General features: G+C 43.5%; 21 protein-coding genes. 9 read left to right on the top strand and 12 right to left on the bottom strand.

Going from position 1 to position 20,130, the window contains the following annotated elements:
* Positions 1–13: 13 nt before the first annotated feature.
* A complete protein-coding gene (locus tag ACQY1Y_RS21255; protein ID WP_002738803.1) occupies positions 14–502 on the top strand; it encodes a universal stress protein in 489 nt (162 codons plus the stop codon).
* 13 nt (positions 503–515) lie between these two features.
* Here the strand turns inward: ACQY1Y_RS21255 and lepB are convergent, their stop codons facing one another.
* The 9 genes from lepB to ACQY1Y_RS21210 all read right to left on the bottom strand — a co-directional run bounded on the left by lepB (position 516) and on the right by ACQY1Y_RS21210 (position 7,783).
* On the bottom strand, positions 516–1,088 hold the full coding sequence (gene lepB, locus ACQY1Y_RS21250; RefSeq protein WP_002754900.1) for a signal peptidase I: 573 nt from the start codon (positions 1,086–1,088) through the stop codon (positions 516–518).
* Positions 1,088–1,921: a nucleoside triphosphate pyrophosphohydrolase gene (mazG, locus tag ACQY1Y_RS21245; RefSeq protein ID WP_130758306.1), complete on the bottom strand. Its 834-nt coding sequence runs from the start codon at positions 1,919–1,921 to the stop codon at positions 1,088–1,090. Before mazG ends, lepB begins: the two co-directional genes overlap by 1 nt.
* Positions 1,922–2,307: 386 nt before the next feature.
* On the bottom strand, positions 2,308–2,679 hold the full coding sequence (locus ACQY1Y_RS21240; protein ID WP_002739421.1) for a hypothetical protein: 372 nt from the start codon (positions 2,677–2,679) through the stop codon (positions 2,308–2,310).
* A 694-nt stretch (positions 2,680–3,373) separates the two neighbouring features.
* Complete coding sequence (locus tag ACQY1Y_RS21235; protein WP_002738428.1) at positions 3,374–3,775, bottom strand: phosphomannose isomerase type II C-terminal cupin domain; 402 nt, start codon at positions 3,773–3,775, stop codon at positions 3,374–3,376.
* A 94-nt stretch (positions 3,776–3,869) separates the two neighbouring features.
* Positions 3,870–4,166 (bottom strand): Asp-tRNA(Asn)/Glu-tRNA(Gln) amidotransferase subunit GatC, encoded by a 297-nt coding sequence (gene gatC, locus ACQY1Y_RS21230; protein WP_002738949.1) that lies wholly within the window; start codon positions 4,164–4,166, stop codon positions 3,870–3,872.
* Positions 4,167–4,319: 153 nt separating this feature from the next.
* Positions 4,320–4,841, bottom strand: coding sequence for a photosystem I assembly protein Ycf3 (locus ACQY1Y_RS21225; protein WP_002738883.1), 522 nt, complete (start codon positions 4,839–4,841; stop codon positions 4,320–4,322).
* 369 nt (positions 4,842–5,210) lie between these two features.
* Positions 5,211–6,413 carry a hypothetical protein gene (locus ACQY1Y_RS21220; protein WP_103112801.1) on the bottom strand — a complete coding sequence of 401 codons (1,203 nt, stop codon included), beginning with the start codon at positions 6,411–6,413 and terminating at the stop codon, positions 5,211–5,213.
* A gap of 207 nt (positions 6,414–6,620) precedes the next feature.
* Positions 6,621–7,562: a glycosyltransferase family 2 protein gene (locus ACQY1Y_RS21215; RefSeq protein WP_271935425.1), complete on the bottom strand. Its 942-nt coding sequence runs from the start codon at positions 7,560–7,562 to the stop codon at positions 6,621–6,623.
* Positions 7,563–7,588: 26 nt separating this feature from the next.
* Complete coding sequence (locus tag ACQY1Y_RS21210; protein WP_430013525.1) at positions 7,589–7,783, bottom strand: hypothetical protein; 195 nt, start codon at positions 7,781–7,783, stop codon at positions 7,589–7,591.
* A 207-nt stretch (positions 7,784–7,990) separates the two neighbouring features.
* On the opposite strand from ACQY1Y_RS21210, the gene glmM reads away from it, so the two are divergent.
* From glmM to ACQY1Y_RS21175, 7 genes are all read left to right on the top strand, one after another.
* The gene (gene glmM, locus ACQY1Y_RS21205) at positions 7,991–9,430 is read left to right on the top strand and encodes a phosphoglucosamine mutase (RefSeq protein WP_016515871.1); all 1,440 of its coding nucleotides are present in this window, start codon (positions 7,991–7,993) and stop codon (positions 9,428–9,430) included.
* A 57-nt stretch (positions 9,431–9,487) separates the two neighbouring features.
* Complete coding sequence (hpsL, locus tag ACQY1Y_RS21200; protein WP_430013524.1) at positions 9,488–11,215, top strand: hormogonium polysaccharide biosynthesis protein HpsL; 1,728 nt, start codon at positions 9,488–9,490, stop codon at positions 11,213–11,215.
* A gap of 442 nt (positions 11,216–11,657) precedes the next feature.
* Positions 11,658–12,653, top strand: coding sequence for a hormogonium polysaccharide biosynthesis glycosyltransferase HpsN (hpsN, locus tag ACQY1Y_RS21195; RefSeq protein WP_016515869.1), 996 nt, complete (start codon positions 11,658–11,660; stop codon positions 12,651–12,653).
* Positions 12,650–13,819, top strand: coding sequence for a hormogonium polysaccharide biosynthesis glycosyltransferase HpsO (gene hpsO / locus ACQY1Y_RS21190; protein ID WP_430013523.1), 1,170 nt, complete (start codon positions 12,650–12,652; stop codon positions 13,817–13,819). Before hpsN ends, hpsO begins: the two co-directional genes overlap by 4 nt.
* A gap of 133 nt (positions 13,820–13,952) precedes the next feature.
* Entirely contained in the window at positions 13,953–14,537 is a 585-nt protein-coding gene (locus ACQY1Y_RS21185; protein ID WP_430013522.1) for a sigma-70 family RNA polymerase sigma factor, read from the top strand.
* On the top strand, positions 14,537–14,899 hold the full coding sequence (locus ACQY1Y_RS21180) for a hypothetical protein (RefSeq protein WP_002791902.1): 363 nt from the start codon (positions 14,537–14,539) through the stop codon (positions 14,897–14,899). Before ACQY1Y_RS21185 ends, ACQY1Y_RS21180 begins: the two co-directional genes overlap by 1 nt.
* 20 nt (positions 14,900–14,919) lie before the next feature.
* Entirely contained in the window at positions 14,920–15,420 is a 501-nt protein-coding gene (locus tag ACQY1Y_RS21175; protein ID WP_430013521.1) for a Spy/CpxP family protein refolding chaperone, read from the top strand.
* Between the two features lie 241 nt (positions 15,421–15,661).
* Here ACQY1Y_RS21175 and ACQY1Y_RS21170 read toward each other — a convergent pair whose 3' ends face one another.
* Positions 15,662–16,813, bottom strand: coding sequence for an NAD-dependent epimerase/dehydratase family protein (locus tag ACQY1Y_RS21170; protein ID WP_002747854.1), 1,152 nt, complete (start codon positions 16,811–16,813; stop codon positions 15,662–15,664).
* Positions 16,814–17,266: 453 nt separating this feature from the next.
* On the opposite strand from ACQY1Y_RS21170, the gene ACQY1Y_RS21165 reads away from it, so the two are divergent.
* Positions 17,267–19,117 carry a polysaccharide deacetylase family protein gene (locus ACQY1Y_RS21165; RefSeq protein WP_430013520.1) on the top strand — a complete coding sequence of 617 codons (1,851 nt, stop codon included), beginning with the start codon at positions 17,267–17,269 and terminating at the stop codon, positions 19,115–19,117.
* 35 nt (positions 19,118–19,152) lie between these two features.
* Here the strand turns inward: ACQY1Y_RS21165 and ACQY1Y_RS21160 are convergent, their stop codons facing one another.
* Together ACQY1Y_RS21160 and ACQY1Y_RS21155 are read right to left on the bottom strand one after the other, a co-directional pair.
* Positions 19,153–19,542, bottom strand: a complete 390-nt coding sequence (locus tag ACQY1Y_RS21160; RefSeq protein ID WP_002803334.1) for a hypothetical protein — start codon at positions 19,540–19,542, stop codon at positions 19,153–19,155.
* Positions 19,535–20,092: a Panacea domain-containing protein gene (locus ACQY1Y_RS21155; RefSeq protein WP_409879313.1), complete on the bottom strand. Its 558-nt coding sequence runs from the start codon at positions 20,090–20,092 to the stop codon at positions 19,535–19,537. Before ACQY1Y_RS21155 ends, ACQY1Y_RS21160 begins: the two co-directional genes overlap by 8 nt.
* Positions 20,093–20,130 lie beyond the last annotated feature (38 nt).

The raw sequence follows: 20,130 nt of genomic DNA, 5'->3' as shown, positions 1-20,130 counted from the left end.
CAGAGGCTGAAAAATGTATCAAAAAATCTTGATAGCAGTAGATTTGTCGGAGATGGGGGAGAGTGTCTTTAAGGAGGCTGTATCCTTAGCCAGTAAGTACGAAGCTAACCTCCTACTACTGCACGTCCTTTCTCCTGAAGAAGATTATAGCCCTTTACCGATTCCGCCCAACTTAGCCGATATTTACCCCGCCCAGGGTAATGATCTGACTCTTGATTTTTGGCGGCAACAATGGGAAGAATTTGAGCAGAAAGGGTTGGCAATGTTGCAAAAAAGAGCTAATCAAGCGGGAGAAATGGGTGTAAAGGGAGAATACCGGCAAATTTATGGTCATGCCGCCAAAACTATCTGTAAAGTGGCGCGAGAGGAAAATATTGATTTAATTGTTATCGGTCGGCGTGGGCGATCGGGTCTAGGAGAGTTATTCTTAGGTAGTGTGAGTAATTATGTTCTCCATCATGCCCCCTGTTCCGTCTTAATTGTTCAACATCCTCAGGACTAAAAATTCCTGTTAGCTATTCCCCCCCTAAAATCCCCAAACGATTAAAAGGAAAAAAGCGAAAAACCGCCCTACCAATCACGTTATTTTCCGGTAAAAACCCCCAGATATGGGAGTCATTGCTATTATTGCGATTATCTCCCATGACAAATAAGTTATTTTCCGGCACGAGCAAAGGCATTAAATTATATTGAGGGGATTCTAGAATATAATCCTCTGCCAAGGGTTGATTATTCAGATAAATTTTGCCCTCCTTGACAGCAATCACATCCCCTGGGGTGGCAATCACTCTTTTAATAAAAGCTTGGTCCTTTTGATATCCCTGTAATTGTAATTGTGCCGGCGGTTCAAAGACGACGATATCCCCCCGTCGAGGAGGATGGAAATCGTAGGAAAGTTTTTCCACCACTAAGCGATCGCCCTGTTCTAAAGTGGGTAACATAGAATCAGAGGGGATAAAACGAGGTTCAGCCACAAAAGTGCGAATCAATAGGGCTAAAACTAAAGCTATAGTGATAATTTGCAGATTTTCTCGAATAGAAGCCCAAAAACTCTTGGATTTGTCCTTATTAATTTCTTGCTCTTGCATTATTGCCCAGATGATGGTTGGTTTAACTTAGCTTTCGCTTGCTGCCAGAAAACTGTTAATTCCTCTAGTGTATAGTCATGGAGAGGCTTTTCTGCCACGGATTCCACTAGGGAAAAACGTTGAATAAAACGCAGATTAGTCTCTTGTAAAGCGATACTGGGGTCTAAATCATACCAGCGAGCAAGATTGACAATAGTAAAGAGTAAATCGCCTAATTCGGCCTGTTGATGCTCTTTATCGCCCGATTCTAGGGACTCTTGCCATTCTGCCAACTCTTCGCCAAATTTTTCCCAGACTCCCGCGATATTTTCCCAATCAAAACCGACTCGCGCTGCTTGCCGAGAAATTTTCATCGCCCCGATCAAGGGTGGTAAAGTTTGGGCATAACGGGTTAATTTGCCGCTAATAGTCGGGTCATTTTTTTCCTCAGCTTTGATTTTCTCCCAATTTTGACGCACCTGTTCGGGATTTTCTAGGGATAGCTCCCCAAAAACGTGGGGATGACGACGAATTAATTTATCAGTGATGCCCCTAGCCACTTCTTCTAGGCTAAAATTACCCTCATCACTGGCAATTTGAGCTTGTAAAACCACCTGTAGCAGTAAATCGCCTAATTCCTCGGCAATGGCAGTTTTATCACCACTTTTAATCGCTGCTACCACCTCATAAGCTTCCTCGATAACGTAGGGAATTAGGGTTTCCGGGGTTTGCGCTAAATCCCAAGGACAGCCGCTTTCTGGGTCTCGTAAACGGGCAACAACGCTGATTAAATGGTTTAATGCCGCTAAGATGGCCTTGTAACTGGGATTGTCGGTTTCTGGAAGGCTAGACATCGATTTTTTCCGGTTTTCTCGCCCATTATACCAGTTAGTTATCAGTGATCAGTTATCAGTTATCAGATGTGAGTTTTCAGTTCACTAATCACTGTTTACCGATCACAGCAAAAAAGCTCTCATCTCCCTATCTTCCTAATATTCAGTCACAGCTTTTCTGATAATAGATGAAGTTTAACCTAATTTGATTGAAGACCTACCCCCCAAAACGAAAACTTCGTACCTCACCATTCAGATAACTGCTTTAGCTCAATAACAATGAAAAAACCCGGTTTCACCGGGTTGCACTAGCTTGGAGTGTGTATAATCAACCGATAAGGCAGTTGAAAACTTAAATAAATCTAAATAGAAAAAAGGTAAGCAATTCCGCTGTAAGAGAATCAGATTTAATGAATCATCCCGCAAGTTAGGGGACAAGAAGCATAAACAGCTTGATGAGAGGTTTTTACCTCACCGTGTAACCAGTGCAGCCAGCTAACTTCATGGGGATGAACACCTTTTGCTGCCAACAAAGCGGCACTAATTAGGATAGCCAAAATGTTAATACCAATAATCATTCCTGCCACTAAAAGCACGGAACTAACCGGTAAAACTGACTGTAAGATAATCGCAGACAATGCCCCCACTGTCATCATTAATACTACTAAAGGAAATCCCACTACTAATAAACAGACAGTGAGGACGAAACTCCAGAGAAGAAAGCTTTTTAGCATTGCTAAAGAAACGTGGCCCCAGTTATTTCTTGCGGTTAATTGCATCTTCCTGACCTCTTACAAACTTGGTGGTCTAACTTTTCTGCACGTCGGCTCAAAGTTGATGAAAACCAGTATAGGAAAAACACCGAAGAAAATGAGCTATTCGCAATATAAATTTACAATCATCGCCGATCATCTATGTTATATGTATCGAACTATTACAAAAATCGCCAAGAGGTATCGAAAACTTTACAATCGGTTTCCCTTGATCCCCAATCCAGTTTCCTACTGAAATCCTTGATCCCCGTCGATAATCCTTTCTTGTCTCCCTGTCCTCAGATTTTTCCGCGTCTCTTTGTAACAAATCTTTACAAGTACCTCTAGAATTCTCAGAAAATAGGTGGACGACAGTAACCAGTAATCAGTCACCAGCAATCAGTAAACTGAAAACTCGCACTTGTCACAGAATTGACATCCGGCTGTTATAGTCCTGACAAATGAGAGTTATATGCTAAAGTTAATCCAGCAAAGGAATAAATTATTTCCCCTAGCCCAGCTTTCCTCAAGCTTCCCACACAGGGTCTAGGGGAAGTTTATTTTTCTGCCCATGAGGAAAACCGCTACCTGGCCCGAAAAGAAAATTTTTCTAGAAATTGACAAGCCTTGACAGCAGGGAAGACAGTCAGACAGACTAAACTAAAAAGGTTTTTGGAGCGAAAATATAGTTTCTTGCCTTTCTGTCCCCCTAAAAGCAGTCTTAGCTCTGGTGACGAGCATAATCATCCTGAAAACGCACTATATCATCCTCTCCTAAATATTCCCCATTCTGCACTTCAATTAATACCAATTTGATTACCCCGGGGTTTTCCAGACGGTGAGCGGTACACTGCGGCACATAGGTGGACTGATTAGCACCGAGAATTTCCTCGTTATCTCCACAGGTGACTTTTGCCGTCCCCGAAACGACAATCCAATGTTCACTGCGATGGTAGTGCATCTGTAAACTGAGACGATGACCCGGATTCACTTCAATCCGCTTGATTTTATAACCGGGACCCTCTTCTAGGGTGGTGAAGGAACCCCAGGGCCTAAATTCTGTTGCCGCCGATTCTACGCTCGAAATAAGCTGAAATGGTGCCACATCTTGGGCTGCGATCATTATATTATGTCTCCATTGCTAGGTCTGATCTTAGTCCAAGATAGCAGCAAAAACCCTAGATGGCATCTAAGTCAGTGATCAACTGCTCACTGATTCACTCTTCGTCGCTGTTGAGAATACGGGGAACCCGGAAATAATCTCCTTCCGGGACCGGCGATTCCTGCACTAAGACCTCGTGATCGCGATAAAGTCTATTACTATCAGCGCGAGTGATATTTTGAATTTCGATCGCTCGCGTGGTGGGTGGCACATTTTCCGTGTCTAATTCGCTTAACTGCTCGAAATAATCCAGTATCCCGCTTAATTGCCCCGCAAATTGTTCTTCTTCAGCGTTGGTAATCTCTAAACGGGCTAAATGGGCGATTTTTTCAACTGTAGCTCTATCGATCATGGGAGAAATGGGGGTGTAGGGTGTGGGGTGTGGGGTGTGGGGTGTGGGGTGTGGGGTGTGGGGTGTGGGGTGTGGGGTGTAGGGTGTGGGGAGAATAAATAAAAATAATCTCCCGTCTCCCGTCTCCTAACGACCGACGAGCGACTCCTCAATTTAAAAGAAAACATCAATTTCCGAGCGCCCGGTAATTTTCAGCCAGTTTTGGGCTTCAATGTAGTTATTGGGGGCTAATCGGATGGCTTGTTTCCAGTATTCTGCCGCTTTGTCGTAGAGTGCTTCTGCTTCGGCCTGTTGTCCGTCTTCTCTGGCTTTTTCCCCTTGAAAATGGTAAATAACAGCGATATTATTCAAGGCGGAGGGCATTCTGGGATTAAGTTGGATAGCTTCTTCGTAGTATTCTAAGGCCTTTTGATGCTCGCCGTTACTAGCGTGGATAATGCCGATATTGTAGAGGATATAACTGCGATCATTAGGATCCTCTTCTAATGTTAAAGCTTCATAGTAATTATCGAGGGCTTCGGCGTATTCACCGTCAGCTTGAGCAGACATCCCATCGCGATAATAAACAAAGGCTTCCTTGGCTTTTTTATCGGCGGGGAGTATCTTTAAAATGATATCCGCCATGACGGTAAAAGATTTATCAATAAAATTATCGTTACGTTGAGTGCGTGGCATAGTTAGGACGAGTAGGCGATCAAAATGACTATTTCCTTTATAGCACTCGCGAGAAACCCCAGGGCTGTTTTTCCAATTTTTCTGGCCACAGGTTCCATTGAAGGGATCTTGGCTGCCCCAACGGCGAACATTGGTTTTCCAGTCAAAAAATTCCCCTTGGCAAGGGGTAATTATGGCCCTTACTAAGTTTTTATCCCTTGTGTCCCGATTGAGAAAATGTCAAATCTGCTAGGGACGGGCTACAGTTCCTTGAATTTCGCTGCCACCCTTATTGCTCCAACGACCATTGACGTAACTTTACCTAATATCTAGATTTCTCCCTGTTGGTTGCTTTAAGTGAGTAGATTAGTTTCATAGCGGGCAATCCACCTACTGATGAGATTCTGGCATCGTGGTTTTGGTATTATCTCCATCGGAGAATAAATCATCGCTAAATAGATCATCAAGGGGAAATTCTTCCTCAGAAGGCAGGGATTCTAGATCGCCCACTCCTTCATCATCCCACATACTGAAGAAATCTAGTTCCTCTTGGTAACTCGGAACAGAAGCAACATTTTGGCGGTTAGATTCAACTTTAGGGGTTTCTTCAGCAAAAGGATCGAATAATTCTGGGCTATTGCTGTCAGTAATATCGGCAAATAAGTCATCTAGAGAATTTGGGGCAGCGGCGAATTTTTCTGAGTCGGTGGCTAATAAATCAGGGAAACCCGTGTCACTGCCAACGGTTTCTTGACTGTAGCTCTGATCGTAATTACCCGATAATTCTTCTAGGCTACCGATCATTCTAGTTTCTTCCTCTTCGTCAAACATCTCCATCTCAGGAGTGAATTCCGCTGCCAAATCTAGATTTTCTTCAGTGATAAAACCATCAAAAGTATTGATTTCACTGACGAATTCTGGTTCAGAAACTGTGGCTTCTAGCATCGTTTCGGGAGCAAATTCTGGCTCCAATCCTAGAGTTTCTTCGGTGATAAAACCATCAAAAGGATTGATTTCTTCCCCAGGTTGGATTGTTTGGGTGTCGTTTTGTAGTTCTAACAGTTGGCTTTGATAACTCTGTTCTAGTTGTTGAATTTGCCACTGATAGCCCTTTTCTAATTCTAGAATCTGCGCCTGTTGACTTTGACGCAGGGCTTCCATTTCTGCTTGCTTGCCGTCGATAATCTCTCGAATTTGACTTTGATAGCTTTGGCGCAATTCCTCGATTTTAGTCTCGTATTCCTGTTCAAGTTCCTGAATTTGGGTTTTATAGGCAACTTCCATGGCTTGAACTGGATTTGCGCCGGCTGCCTCTTGTAAACGTCCTTGGCTATCTTCTAACTCTTTTTGTAATTTAGCCACTTCTTCTCTATAGGCGGCTTCGATATTGCCCATCCGTTCTTGGGAGAGTTCGAGTCGTTTTAACTCTCCTTTGGTATCTTCTAACTCCGCTTCGGTTTTACCTAAATCCGCCCGAATTTTACCCTGTTTTTGCCGTGCCTCCCTGATTTTTCCCTCTTGCAGGGCATATAAAGCCCCACCCCCGATCGCACCTCCACCGACAAAACCGATTAAAATATCGACGATACTCATTATGGGATTCCTCCTCTAGGAAAATTTACTTGTAATCCGCCGCTCTCTATGCCGATTGCTTTTGATTGTGGCAGCAATTATCAAAAAAAGAAAGAAAATATTAAGTTTTTTCTCGGCAAATATGGTGAGGTACAAAGTCTCTGGTTTTAGGGAGTTGGTTGTCGATGCTCGATCCTGTCACACCGCATCGGTGTTTGGCAAGACATTTCACTGAGGCTGCATTTCCCGATAAGCTTGATAAACGCCGCGCACGTTGTACCAATTGAGAAAAATGCGGGCAATTTCTAGGGCTAATTGCGGTTTACCTCGATCGATTAACCATTGTAACAGCGGGGAGAGGCTGCGTTCATTCAGGGTTCCGCCTAGGGAAAGTAAACCCCACAAAAGTCGGTGAATCCAAGTCATTTGAATCATCATCCGCACTTCCCAGGTGGGATGTTTTTGATAAAAAAGCACTCCCATTCGTCCCCGTTGAATTTCCTTATCGATGAGATTGGGAATTTGAGCGAGATTAAAGGGGGGATGCCAATGATAACCGACGGCTTCAGGACATTTAATTAATTTTAGTCCCAATTGCTTCAATCTCACCCCTAATTCCAAGTCTTCCCAACCGTAGAGTTGAAACTGAGTATCAAATAACCCCGCCGCTAATAACCATTTTTTGGCGATCGCCACGTTGCCCGTGGCAAAATAGGCGGCGGAGAAATCGGTGATTTTATAGGGTTCACTGGTGGGATGCTCGAAGTTACAGGTATTAATGACGCTGCCGTAGGTAAATAAGCGATCACTACCGAGACTTGCTGCCCCGGCGGTTAAAGCGTCGGCGTGGGCTTGCAAAAAATTTTCTGTCACTACCAGATCGCTATCGATAAAAATAATCGTATCACCACGAGCTTTTTCTACCCCCAGATTCCTGGCGATCGCTGGTCCGCCGTGATCCTGTTGCCACAGTTGCAGGTGGGGTAAATTAGCCTTTTGAGTTTCTAGCCAAGCGATCGTCCCATCGGTAGAGCCATCATCGACAAGGACTATTTCGTAGTTTTCCACCTTATTATCGGTTAAACGCTGATTTTCTAGGGCGAGTAAACATTTTTTTAAGATTGCTTGGCGATTGTAGGTAGGGATGACAACACTGATCAGCACGGGCATTCGGGGGTCAAGATTATCGTTTTAGCTTACCAAATAACCTCGGTTCCTTGATTAGACTTCCCGCAAAAATCCACAATCTTTAATTCAGGATTCAGGAGACAGGGCTCTTCTGGTTTCTGTGTGGAAACGAAGCCTATACTGATAGTTTCTTCGGCAAAATAGTCGTAAAAGTCTTTCTCCGTCAACATTTCACGATTCCATAAGCAAAAATTATCACACAAAGTCGAGAAGAGCCGAGACAGGATTCAGGAGACAGGATTCAGGAGATTATTTTTATTTATTCTCCCCATTTCCCCACACCCCACACCCCACACCCCACACTGTAAGGAACTCCGGGAGGATGATTAAGGTCAACTGGGAACATTGATTTTAAAAAATCGGCGATCATGTTATTCTCTGAGTGTGTTGTGTGAGGAAAGGAATCGGCCATGGTAGCGTCTCTATCGTATCAAAATGGGCAAAAAGCTCGATCGCATCCCCTGTTATCCTTAGGGGGTTTGATCGAATTACCGTCATCACCCCTGTTCGGCACGGACGGAATTCGCGGTCAAGTGGGAGAATTATTAACTGCCCCCCTAGCACTACAAATCGGATTTTGGGCGGGACAGGTCTTAAAAAATCAAGCTGGTGTCACCAAACCGGTAATTATTGGTCAAGATTCGCGTAATTCCAGTGATATGTTAGCCAATGCTATCACTGCGGGTTTAACTTGGGCGGGAATAGAAGTCTGGCAACTGGGATTATGTCCTACCCCCTGCGTAGCCTATTTAACCAGAGAAAGCGAAGCGATGGGGGGGATCATGATTTCTGCCAGTCATAATCCTCCTGAAGATAACGGCATTAAATTTTTTGACGGCAGCGGTTTAAAATTGTCTGGCAGTTTAGCGGCACAGATAGAAGCGGGTTTAAGGGGCAATTTAGAATTAGCAGATAAACCAGAAAATTGGGGAAAAGCGACTTTTTGTCCCGAATTAATCCAAAAATATTATCAAGCTGTGATTGATTCCGTCGGGACGGATATTAACCTATCGGGATTAAAAATAGTTTTAGATCTAGCTTGGGGGGCAGCCGTTAACCTAGCACCTTTAGTATTCCAAACCTTGGGGGCGGAAGTTATCTGCCTACACGAGCGAGCCGATGGCGATCGCATTAATGTTAATTGTGGTTCTACCCATTTAGAAAGCTTACAGGCTGCGGTGATTAATCAGCAAGCGGATTTAGGGTTTGCCTTCGATGGCGATGCTGATCGGGTAATGGCCGTGGATAGTCAGGGTAGAGTAGTAGATGGCGATTATATCCTCTATTTTTGGGGTCGTTCCCTCTTAGAAGCCGGACAGCTACCCGATGGGTTATTAGTAGCCACGGTGATGGCTAATTTAGGTTTTGAACGCGCTTGGCAAAAACTGGGGGGTCAATTCTTGCGGACTGCCGTGGGCGATCAGCACGTTCAGGCGCAAATGTGGGAAACTGGGGCCATGCTAGGGGGTGAACAATCCGGCCATATTCTCTGCCATCATTACGGAGTTTCTGGGGATGGAATGCAAACCGCCCTACATTTAGCGGTTTTAGTGCAGAAATCGAGGGTTTCCTTGGCTAATTTAGTCGATCATAGCTTTGTCACCTATCCGCAGATTTTACGCAATGTGCGGGTGGAAGATAGAGAAGTGCGACGTAATTGGCAGCAATGTGAACCTTTGCGACGGGAAATCTGCCAAGCTGAGACAGCCATGGCAGAAAAAGGCCGAATTTTGGTGCGAGCTTCCGGGACAGAACCGTTAATTCGGGTAATGGTGGAAGCAGAAACCCTCGAATTAGCCAGTTTTTGGACAGAAAGGCTAGTGGAAGCGGTGCGAAGCTATCTTTTGTAGTCGATCGAGGGGAACAGGGATTATAATGCCCTTAGCCTAGCCTAGCAAGGGATAATTATGACTGGACTAAGTATCGATCGCCAGAAAAAAAAGCATAAACAAGGGGAAACAAAAGCCGATAGTCGCCCGCCTAACATCAAGGAGAAACTTGCCCTGAAAAAAGAAGAAAGGCAAAGGAAACAAAAGTTAACAGGGTTGATTGTTTTTGCCATTTGTGTAGCAATTTTGATCGGATTACCCCTCAGCTTGTTGTTTGATCCCAAGATAGGAACTGTAGTAAGTTTAGCCTTAATTTTAGGAGTTTTCTCCTTTAGCTATCCTCGTACGGCTCTTTGGACATTTATTATCTATGTCCCCTTCACTGGCACTATCGTCTATTGGTTGGGGGGTAGTCCAATCCTCCAGCTAAGTAAAGATATCTTTTATCTACCCGCTTTAATCGCCTTAGTTTTAGAATGTCGAAAAAAGCGATTACCGATTATTGTCCCGAAACAATTGGGTACAACCCTATTATTAATCTTTGTTTTCTGTGTAGTCTGTCTATTAGCCGTCAATTTACAGAGACAATTTCTGCCTACTTGCGATTCCGTGGCTGGGATGAGTATCTTTAGGGATGGCCGTTTGGTCGGACTTCCCTGTCGGGAAAGTGAGACTTTTCTGCAAGGAGTATTAGGGTTTAAAGTTTTGCTAGGTTATGTCCCCTTGATCTTCTGCACTTATTACTTAATCAAAGACAAACCGACCCTCTTATTTTTTAGTCGTTTTTTAGTGACTTTAGCGATTATTTGTTGTGTCCTAGGACTAATGCAATACTGGATGCTGAAAACCGGTCGTTGTGCAGGAACTAGAGGCTACCTGGGTGACTCACTATTCAAAGCCACCTTAGAGGCAAGGTGTTTGGTCGGTGGAGGATTAGTCTATAGTCCAGAAGTAAATATGATCCGCCTACCCGGTACTTTTGTTTCTCCCTGGCACTGGGCTTGGTTTTTGGTCTCTAGTGCCGTGATTTGTTATGCCAGTGCCTTTAGTGAAATTTCTCAAAAATGGCGACTAGCAGCCCTAGTGGGTTTAACCCTAGTTCTTATTAATGCAGTGGTCTCCGGGCAAAGATTAGCTTTCTTTGCTGTACCGATGATTGTTGGTCTGATGACGATTCTTACGGGACAAATCGCTAACTTAAAACGATTTTTGCCGATCATTTTTTCCGTCGCTTTACTCCTAGCTGTCGGTTTTTCTTTCCTTAACCCCGATTTTGTCCAACAACGCTACGATAGCGCCATCGCCCGTTGGCAAAACAGTCCCCCCACCGCTTTTATTCAAGAACAGTTGGATTTTGCTATCCGTAATCAGGGCGGTATTTTAGGTCGTGGACTCGGTGTGGCCACATCTTCTGCTAGGTTTTTCGGTGATATTTCTTTCGTGGAAACCTTTCACAGTAAAGTTTTATTCGAGTTGGGATACATTGGTTTTGCCTTGTACATGATATTCATAACCCATCTAGTTTATCTGGCCTTCCGCACCTATCTTTCTCTCAAAGATTCCACTCTGCGGGGTTTTGCCGGTAGTTATTGGGTTTTGCTGCCCTTTGTTGCCTATCTTCCCTATTGGTATGCCCTCGATACGGATCCTGTGGGCGTTTATTACTGGATATTTGCGGGCGTAATTTTTAAATTACCCGTGATCGAAAAACAGGAAAAAGAAGCCAAAATTTTGGCGGGGGAAACTGAAACAAAATCCTCCAAAAAGGGCTTAAAATTTAAACGCAAAGGTGTTTCTTTAGCTTAAAATTACTGGTTCTTCCGAACTTACACTGTAGAAAATTCCTCAAGCTCCCTCTCTGCACAGCAAGGCTCTAAAGTTGATAAATATCAATCTAACAAAAACTCAAAGCCTTAGTGTACAAACTTTACAAGCATGAGTTATTGATAGTTTTACATGACAGGTTCGGTAGAGCCAAATTACTATAAGCTATCAGCCCTTTCAGTGATCAGTTATCAGTGATCAGTTATCAGATGTAAGTTTTCATTTATAGCGTTTCCTGTTCGCAAGAGGTACATTGTCGATGGTGAAAAGCTTAATCAGCAAATGTTTAACTGTACCACACAGGTGTAAGAAACGCTATATCAGATGTGAGTTTTTAAGTGTGCGGTATTAAATAGAAGTTTCCTACCGTCTTTTTACTGTTTACTGATTACTGTTTACTGATTACTGATTACTGATTACTGCTATGAATTTTCCCTCGATTTCTGTCATCATACCCACCTATCGACGCGAAGAGCCTCTTAAAGATACTCTCGATGACCTGCTCAAACAAGATTATCCCGATTTTGAGGTATTGGTTATCGACCAAACCGCTACCCACAGCCCCGAAATACAATCCTATCTAGAAAATCTGGCTAATCAGCACAAAATTAGCTGGTATCGGCTGGATTGGGCGAGTTTACCCGGTGCCAGAAATTATGGAGTCCGTCGCACCCAGGGCGATATCGTTCTTTTTATCGATGATGATGTGCGGCTACCGGATAATTATCTCAAAGCACATGGTGAGAATTTTGTCAAGAACCCTGAGATAGGTGTAGTGGCAGGTCGGGTATTTGATCGCATGAAATTGGGTGACTCCCAAAAAATGGTGACAGATACCAGCAAACCCTACGAAATCGACTTTTTACCCCCCCAAGCCATGGATCCCGGCATTGCTTGGTATTACATCGATCTTGTCCACACCACTAAACCCCAGCAGGTAATCTCGGCCCGGGGCTGTAATATGTCTTTCCGGAAGGATATATTTACGAAATACGGCATTTGGTTCGATGAACGCTTTCGTGGCAGTGCCGTGCGCGAGGAATCGGATTTTTGCTTAAGGTTACGCCAGACTCCCTATCATGTCTGGTACGATCCCACCGCTTATCTGGTTCATTTAGGGGAAGAAACCGGCGGCTGTCATGATATTAGCACTCGTTCTTTGAGTTATCAGACGACTTTTTATCATAATCACTTTTTGATGGCCTTGAAAAATCTCACTCCTGCTCAACAATTGCGACTCTATGCTAAATTATTTGACTGTCACGTTCTTGGCAATCCTCCCTGTAATAAAGGTGGTTCCCCGATTAAAATTCTTTCTAGGGGAATTTTTTATGGTTTAGGTTTTCTGGATGCTCTGAAAACTCAAGTTAAGTCCCTCTGGAATGATGGCCAAATTTATACAAAACTAGATAATCTATGAGAATTTTAGTCGCTAGTCATACATATATAGTTGATCTCAACTGTGAGAAACTGCGCTCCCTGACAAGATTAAATCCTAATATTGAAGTTACTATTGTTGTTCCCCAACGTTGGCAACCGGGAGGAGTCCAAAATAAAATCATTGAAAGTCAACCGAAAATAGCCGATAATTTCCAAGTCATTCCTATCTCTAATTTTAGCCAGAATAACCAAGCTTTATTAACTTTTGGTATTGATATAATTTCTTTATTGCAAAAATTTAGACCAGATATTATTCAAGTGGAACAGGGTTCTAAATCTCTCGGTTATGCACAATTTATTACTCTGAATCGTCTCTTAAATCTCCGGGCTAAAAATGTATTTTTTACTTGGTGGAATCTTCCCTATACTCCTAAATTTCCCATCTCTTGGTTAGAAGCTTATAACCTGAAAAATACCGATGGTTTAATTGCCGGTAATCAGGACGGAGTAGATGTTTTAAAAGAACGGGGTTACAGGGGTAAATACACCGTTTTACCGCAATTAGGCGTGGATGAAGTTCTTTTTTCTCCGGGCAAGCAACCCGATTTAGCCCGATCTTTAGGCATTGAAAGCGATGAATTTGTGATTGGTTTTATCGGTCGTTTTGTGGAAGAAAAAGGCATTTTAACCTTGATTAAAGCTGTAAATAAATTAACAGGTAAGTGGAAGTTATTACTGTTAGGTCGGGGCATCCTGAAAGATAAAATAGTCAGCGAAGCTACAGCCGCAGGAATAAGCGATCGCTTGATAATAGTGGAAAGTGTTCCCCACGATCAAGTAGTTAATTATATTAACCTGATGAACACTTTAGTTTTGCCTTCAGAAATCACCTATCGGGTCAAAACTTTAACGGCCGTCGGTTGGAAAGAACAATTCGGTCATGTTTTAATTGAAGCTATGGCCTGTCAGGTTCCTGTTATTGGTTCTGATTCAGGAGAAATTCCCTTTGTTATTGCTGATACGGGGTTAATTTTTCCCGAAAAAGATGGGGAAGCACTGGCTAAATCTATACAAATTCTCTTAGATAATCCCAGCTTCGCTCAAGAATTAGGCCAGAGAGGTTATCAGAGAGTAATGACCAATTATACTAATAAAGCCCTCGCTCAAAAACAATTGGATTTCTATCAACAATTACTCCCTCGGTGATCGGGTGTGGGGTGTGGGGTGTGGGGAGAAAAAAGCTGATAACTGATAACTGGTAACTGATAACTGATAACTGGTTATGAACCATTCTTGATACCCCCTAGTCTAAAGGGACAAGTAGCTAGGGGTGAGGGGAATGATCGAGGTGATAACCGAGAAGCAAACAAGTGTGAGCGTTCGAGAGTTAGTTTTAAAATGTCAAAGGGGTGATAGGGGTGCTTTTCGTCACCTTTACCGTCTTTATCAACCAAAAATCCGCTCTACTCTCTATCAACTCTGTGGACAGGAATTCCTAGAGGATTTTGTCCAAGAGGTATTTTTAAGAGTGTGGCACGGGTTGCCGAAATTGCGTTCACCTGAATACTTTTCCACTTGGGTTTATCGGATCACCTGCAATGTGGCGCTCGATGGTCGGCGACAATTAGCCAAAAGACAAATGAGGATCGCCAAAAGCACTGATCAGGAAAACCCCCTTGATAGCGAATCCCGTCCCCAAGATAGTCCTGATTTGATGCAATTGCATTATGAGGAAGTGGTCCGACAAGGGTTAGAAATTCTCAGTTTAGAACATCGCGCTGTCCTTATCCTTCACGATCTAGAGGACTTACCCCAAAAGGAAATCGCCGAAATCTTAGAAATTCCCCTCGGTACGGTGAAATCACGTCTTCATTATGCGCGTAAAATCATGGGCCAATTTTTGCAAAAACAAGGAGTTCTCTAATGTCCCCAGAAGATGACAAAGTGGTTAATTTTCTGCGTCGCTATCGTCCATCGCTGCCACCTCGACCGATAGATGAAGAAGAACAGTTAATGCAAATGATTAGGGAAGAAAAGCCAGTAAATTTCCCAAAATTGGGGTGGATAACTGGTATTACTGCCTTATCTGTGCTGATTTTTGCTTCCTATCGTTGGTCTCATCCTCATCCACAACTGAGCCAAATTTCCGACGAGGAGTTAGAAGCTTTTTTAGTGGAGAGTTGGAACCATAGCATCGCTCCACCGATTGCTGCTCCTAGCGTTTATAGTTCGCCTTGGATGAGCTTAAACGAGCCTCAACTCACCTATTCTACCTATAATCCTTAATTTCTTTGTCAAGGTCAATTATGTACTTTTCTACTGTCTCGATTCTCGGCACAACCATGGCTTTAACTCTGGCCGCTAACCTAGTCCCCACTGCCACTGTGCTATCCTATCCCCAAGATGGTCTATTTATTGCTCAAACTAGCTCTCCCCAACGTCCTGAAAATCGTCCCCGTGGGATGGATAATTCTAGAGAAAGACTAATTGAACAATTGAACCTTACCGATGACCAAAAGTCGAAAGTTGCCGCTATTCGTCAGAAATATCAGGAAAAAACCAAAAAGTTGCGAGAAACCCTGAGAAGCAACGAACAAGAATTAAATAGTTTATTATCGAATAATGCCTCCGATCGAGATATTCGTGCTAAACATCAGCAAATCTCTCGGAATCGCCAAGAAATGAGTAACCTGCAATTTGAAAGTTTTTTAGAAATTCGTCAAGTCTTAACTCCCGCTCAAAGAAAGGAATTTTCCCAGTTAATGCAGGAACGTCGCGCTAATTCCCGCAATCGCGGACGACAATAATTCCCATCAGTGCGGATTAAGATCGGCTCTTCTGGTTTCTGTGTGGAAACGAGGTCTATACTGATAGTCTCTTCGACAAAATAGTCCTAAAAGTGTTACCCGATAAGTATTTCACGATTCCATAAGCAAAAATTATCACACAAAGTCGAGAAGAGCCTAAGATCGAGTTTGATGGCGATACATTAGAAAAACGCAAAGGATGGGCAAGTAACCCATCCTCAACTTATCATTTACTAATAAATTATCGTTTCCAAGTGACTTTTGGTAGGATATGATTCATATCTACCCGATTTTTATACTTGGTGGCGAAGTTTAGGAGGGAATCAAGGAGAGAATCGGAGAGATAGTGAGGTTGTAGGCCTAGATCGAGTAATTTTGTGTTCTTAGCGTTAAAATAATGTTCCTCTAACTCGATGCGCGGGTTGTCAAGATTGTTAATCTCCACATTTAACCCTAACGCAGAACCAGCTTTTTTCACCATCAGTGCCAAGTCACCGACGCTAAACAGTTCGGTAAATTGGTTAAAAACGCGGAATTCCCCGGATTGAGCAGGATTGGCGATCGCTAATTCCAAACAACGCACGGTATCGCGGATATCTAAAAATCCTCGCGTTTGACCACCTTTACCGTACACTGTTAGGGGATGACCGATCGCTGCTTGAATACAAAAACGGTTTAAAGCAGTACCAAAAACCCCATCGTAATCAAGACGGTTAATTAACATCTCATCCATTCCCGTTTCTTCGGTGAGGACTCCATAAACCACCCCTTGATTGAGATCTGTGGCTTTTAAACCCCACATCCGACAGGCAAAATGGATATTATGGCTATCGTGGACTTTGCTAAGATGGTACATACTGCCGGGCTGTTTGGGATAGGGTAAAGTATCCTTACGACCGTTATGTTCGATCGTGATGTAGCCTTCTTCAATATCTATATTCGGTGTGCCATACTCACCCATGGTTCCCAGTTTTACTAGGTGCGCTTCGGGAAATTCCTCTTTCATCGCGTAGAGGATGTTTAAATTGCCAACCACGTTGTTAACTTGGGTTAAAACTGCGTGTTCGCGATCGATCATGGAGAAGGGTGCAGATCTCTGTTCTCCGAAGTGAACAATGGTGTCTGGTTGAAACTGTCGCAGGGATTGAATCAGAAAGTCGTAGTTATTAATATCTCCGACAAAAAGATCGATCGATTTTCCTGTCAGATCTTGCCAGCGTTGAATCCGATGAGATATGGGTGCGATCGGTGTTAAGGTATCGCAGCCTAATTGTAAGTCCCAATAGCGACGAACTAAACTATCAAGTATGCCTACTTCGTAACCTCTATTTGATAGATGGAGTGCCGTTGCCCAACCACAATAGCCGTCTCCGCCAATAACCAAAACTCTCATACAATATCTGTAAAGTTTATATACTCGTCTTTGGTAACTCTAGCAGTTTTGTGTCACGCTTTACCAGCTTAATCCCCCTGAACATAGTGAGGTGTGGGGTGTGGGGTGTAGGGTGTAGGGTGTAGGGTGTGGGGTGTAGGGTGTGGGGTGTGGGGAAATAGGGAGAATCAATAAAGGTAGTCTATTGACAACTGCTCACTGATTACCACTGTCCACTGAAAACTCAAATCTGCTCACTGCTCACTGATAACTGATAACTGATAACTGATGAGGGTGTTCTAGAAAACTTGACAAGGGAACGGATTACAGAGAAACTCAGCTTGTAATCGGTGGGCTTTGCTGACGAGAAAACAAAAGCCAAAAATCTAGATAAAAAGCAGTTTTTTCAGTAAATTAGGGACTATCTGCTTTTTTACTTTTTCTTTTTTACTTTTTACTTTATTACTTGATCTTATGCGTTGGCAAGCTCGGCAAAAATCTTCGTTTCCTTTCCTTCCCCTATACGGATTTTTGGCATTTATCGTCGTTTGTCTGATTATTTGGGCAATTTCTCTCTATCCTCGTTCTAATGCTCTGGTGGGGGGTGATTATCTTCCCGCACCTTTTAGGGAGTTTCAACCGGAATGCGCGGATTATGTCCTAGAAGATAGTTCCTTTAAGGATATATCGAGAATTTTTGACTGTAAAACCTATAAAAACATCTCTGATCGAGTGATTCTACCCCTATCTCTCCAAAAAAACGATATTAGTCTCGATAATTGGCAAAATAACTCGGCAACAGCGATCGAATTAGCACCCTGGCCAGAAATTCATCCCCGCGCTCAAGAGACAAAAGTACCGATTTTAATGTATCACGACATTTTACCGGAAAAAGAGGTATTCTTTGACGTTACTCCCGCCGAATTAGAGGCACATTTTCAATTTTTGCGGGAAATCGGGGCAACTCCTATCAGTATCGATTGGTTAATTTCCCATCTGCGGACAGGTATTCCCCTTCCCGCTAAACCAGTTTTATTAACTTTTGATGATGGTTATGGGGGACATTACCAGTATGTCTATCCTTTATTGAGAAAATACGGCTATCCTGCTGTTTTCTCGATTTATATCAATAAAATGACTCAAAAAACTGGTAGAACCAGTGTCACTTGGCAACAACTCCAGGAAATGGCCGCCGATCCTCTAGTCCAAATTGTCTCCCATAGCGTCAGTCATCCCCGGGATTTAAGATTATTGTCCGATGCAGATTTGGAGCAAGAAGTCAAGCAATCGAAACAAATCTTAGAAAAAGAATTGGGTATTCCGATTAATTATTTCACCTATCCGGAAGGGAAGGCGGACGATCGAGTGAAGGAATTCGTCAAAAAAGCGGGTTATCGGGCGGCTTTATCGATGAATGACCTCGATGAGCATTTTGCTGGACAATCCCCCAATTTACTCACGATTGGACGCTTTGGGCAATCGCGCACGCGAGAAGTTGTACCGCAAGCTTGGGGGGGTGATCCCTTACCCCGTACCGATGGCGGTTTTAACTTTGCTACCACCATCCAAAAACGGGAAGTGGAATTTCCAACTAATACACTTGTATTAATTAGTGGCGGGATTCCCAAAACTATCCACGCTGATAGTCGCTATCAAGTGGAGGAAATTATCGCCGGTACAGAAGCGATCGCGGCTGTAGATGGCGGTTTTTTCTCTCTCAAGGAATTGGACTCAAATCAGATGATCGGGCCGGTTTTAAGCCAAAATGGCGGCTTTATCCCGGGATATGAGGGAGAAATTGACAAGTTAGAGGGTCGTCCTTTAGTAATCATTACCGATCGATGGGTGCGTTATCTTCCTTTTGATCCTGCTCGTCATAATACCCTAGAAGGAATTGCAGCGGAGGCTAGAAATGATCTCAAGGTTACGGATGCTTTTGTCGCGGCCGCTTGGTTAGTCAAAGATGGACAACCACAATCGCGAGAATCCTTTGGTACACTTTACGGTTTTGATGCCCTGCGTCACCGGGCTTTTTGGGGGATTAATCAGGCAGGACAGCCAGTAATCGGGGTTTCCAGAGACCCGATCGATTCCATGGCTTTGGGAGAATTATTAGTACAGGCAGGCTTTCGGGAGGCAGTGATGTTGGATTCAGGAGCAAGCACCTCCCTCGCTTATCAGGGCCAATCGCAAGTGCATTATACTCCCCGTCCCGTTCCCCACGTTGTCGCTTTATTTCCCCCCACAGAAACCTATATTGTTCCCGTTAGTCATGTGGGGATTCCCTGCGTAATTTTCGCCGATTCCTGTCCTGCGGGGAGTTAGGGGACAAAAACTTGTTAACCAGAAAACGGCTGAAGCTATGTATCTAAGAAGGCTCTCAGGGCAATTTTGTACTTGTTTTTCAGCCGTGGAGAAACCAGACCACCTTGCTGAATCTGTGCGAGAATTGTGGCTGAACAGGAGCCTTTTGGAATCGGACTACCCGCAGTGATTAAACTGGCTAATTCCGTGGCATCCATCTCCCGGGCAAATTGATAGGCAATCACGGATTCACAGACTATAAAATTCGGGACACCAAGGCCGGGCAAAAGCACACAAGTAGCTTCCGAACTGCTTCTTCGAGTTGTAACATTGACAAATAAATATCTATTTTCAGAAGTCTTTGCGATCGCAATATAGAGATGTTGCTTATTAGGGGGTGTATCGATTAAAAAGGCATCCCCCAGCTTGACTACCAGACTAGCCATGTAAAGCTCCATCTAAATAGGCTTCTCGCTGGGCTTCTTGGCTAATATCTTCGATTTCCTCCTCCGTTTTACCCATAGATCGCAAAACATCCTCTACTAAAATTGGAATAGCCGAACCATGGGGATCCTTCCATTCTGGTAGATCGTGAGTCCATTCGGCTACAAGAAAGGGATTGAGATGGCCAAAAGTCTTGTAAACCTGTTTAAGAATCATTTCTTCTTCTTCACAGAGTTCTTCATTGCCGGGATATTGCAGCAGGTCAACATAATTAGAATCCCGGGGAGAAATATATTTCGACCACAGGGGTAAAGCAGAGTCCACGGGCTGTCCTTTAATCAAATCATAAACACCACTGAGAACCGGTCCATAATCCATTGATATATATCTATCCCCAGTAATTGGTTGATCCATGGTTTTTAAAGCAAGACGGTCAGCTATATAGAGCATTTTCAGCAACCCTAAATACTTCATCGGTTTGCCGTGCAGCTTTAAGAGTATAGCAGCGGCTTCCACTGCTTTCTCTGGATGAAACCGAAATTTGATCGTCATAACTACTATAAATTCACTGCTTTTTTATGACACTTTTA

Source organism: Microcystis ichthyoblabe FBCC-A1114 (genome assembly GCF_050500245.1).
Lineage (GTDB): Bacteria > Cyanobacteriota > Cyanobacteriia > Cyanobacteriales > Microcystaceae > Microcystis > Microcystis ichthyoblabe_A.
This window is presented reverse-complemented; position numbering and strand designations above follow the sequence as displayed.

Excerpts from the sequence above, each read along its gene's own strand:
- ACQY1Y_RS21225 (WP_002738883.1), bottom strand. The coding sequence starts at position 4,841 with ATGCCACGCACTCAACGTAACGATAATTTTATTGATAAATCTTTTACC.
- mazG (WP_130758306.1), bottom strand. The coding sequence starts at position 1,921 with ATGTCTAGCCTTCCAGAAACCGACAATCCCAGTTACAAGGCCATCTTA.
- ACQY1Y_RS21255 (WP_002738803.1), top strand. The coding sequence starts at position 14 with ATGTATCAAAAAATCTTGATAGCAGTAGATTTGTCGGAGATGGGGGAG.
- ACQY1Y_RS21165 (WP_430013520.1), top strand. The coding sequence starts at position 17,267 with ATGCGTTGGCAAGCTCGGCAAAAATCTTCGTTTCCTTTCCTTCCCCTA.
- ACQY1Y_RS21185 (WP_430013522.1), top strand. The coding sequence starts at position 13,953 with ATGATCGAGGTGATAACCGAGAAGCAAACAAGTGTGAGCGTTCGAGAG.
- ACQY1Y_RS21175 (WP_430013521.1), top strand. The coding sequence starts at position 14,920 with ATGTACTTTTCTACTGTCTCGATTCTCGGCACAACCATGGCTTTAACT.
- ACQY1Y_RS21215 (WP_271935425.1), bottom strand. The coding sequence starts at position 7,562 with ATGCCCGTGCTGATCAGTGTTGTCATCCCTACCTACAATCGCCAAGCA.
- ACQY1Y_RS21220 (WP_103112801.1), bottom strand. The coding sequence starts at position 6,413 with ATGAGTATCGTCGATATTTTAATCGGTTTTGTCGGTGGAGGTGCGATC.
- ACQY1Y_RS21160 (WP_002803334.1), bottom strand. The coding sequence starts at position 19,542 with ATGGCTAGTCTGGTAGTCAAGCTGGGGGATGCCTTTTTAATCGATACA.
- glmM (WP_016515871.1), top strand. The coding sequence starts at position 7,991 with ATGGTAGCGTCTCTATCGTATCAAAATGGGCAAAAAGCTCGATCGCAT.
- ACQY1Y_RS21180 (WP_002791902.1), top strand. The coding sequence starts at position 14,537 with ATGTCCCCAGAAGATGACAAAGTGGTTAATTTTCTGCGTCGCTATCGT.
- hpsO (WP_430013523.1), top strand. The coding sequence starts at position 12,650 with ATGAGAATTTTAGTCGCTAGTCATACATATATAGTTGATCTCAACTGT.
- ACQY1Y_RS21240 (WP_002739421.1), bottom strand. The coding sequence starts at position 2,679 with ATGCAATTAACCGCAAGAAATAACTGGGGCCACGTTTCTTTAGCAATG.
- hpsN (WP_016515869.1), top strand. The coding sequence starts at position 11,658 with ATGAATTTTCCCTCGATTTCTGTCATCATACCCACCTATCGACGCGAA.
- ACQY1Y_RS21170 (WP_002747854.1), bottom strand. The coding sequence starts at position 16,813 with ATGAGAGTTTTGGTTATTGGCGGAGACGGCTATTGTGGTTGGGCAACG.
- lepB (WP_002754900.1), bottom strand. The coding sequence starts at position 1,088 with ATGCAAGAGCAAGAAATTAATAAGGACAAATCCAAGAGTTTTTGGGCT.
- hpsL (WP_430013524.1), top strand. The coding sequence starts at position 9,488 with ATGACTGGACTAAGTATCGATCGCCAGAAAAAAAAGCATAAACAAGGG.
- ACQY1Y_RS21235 (WP_002738428.1), bottom strand. The coding sequence starts at position 3,775 with ATGATCGCAGCCCAAGATGTGGCACCATTTCAGCTTATTTCGAGCGTA.
- gatC (WP_002738949.1), bottom strand. The coding sequence starts at position 4,166 with ATGATCGATAGAGCTACAGTTGAAAAAATCGCCCATTTAGCCCGTTTA.
- ACQY1Y_RS21155 (WP_409879313.1), bottom strand. The coding sequence starts at position 20,092 with ATGACGATCAAATTTCGGTTTCATCCAGAGAAAGCAGTGGAAGCCGCT.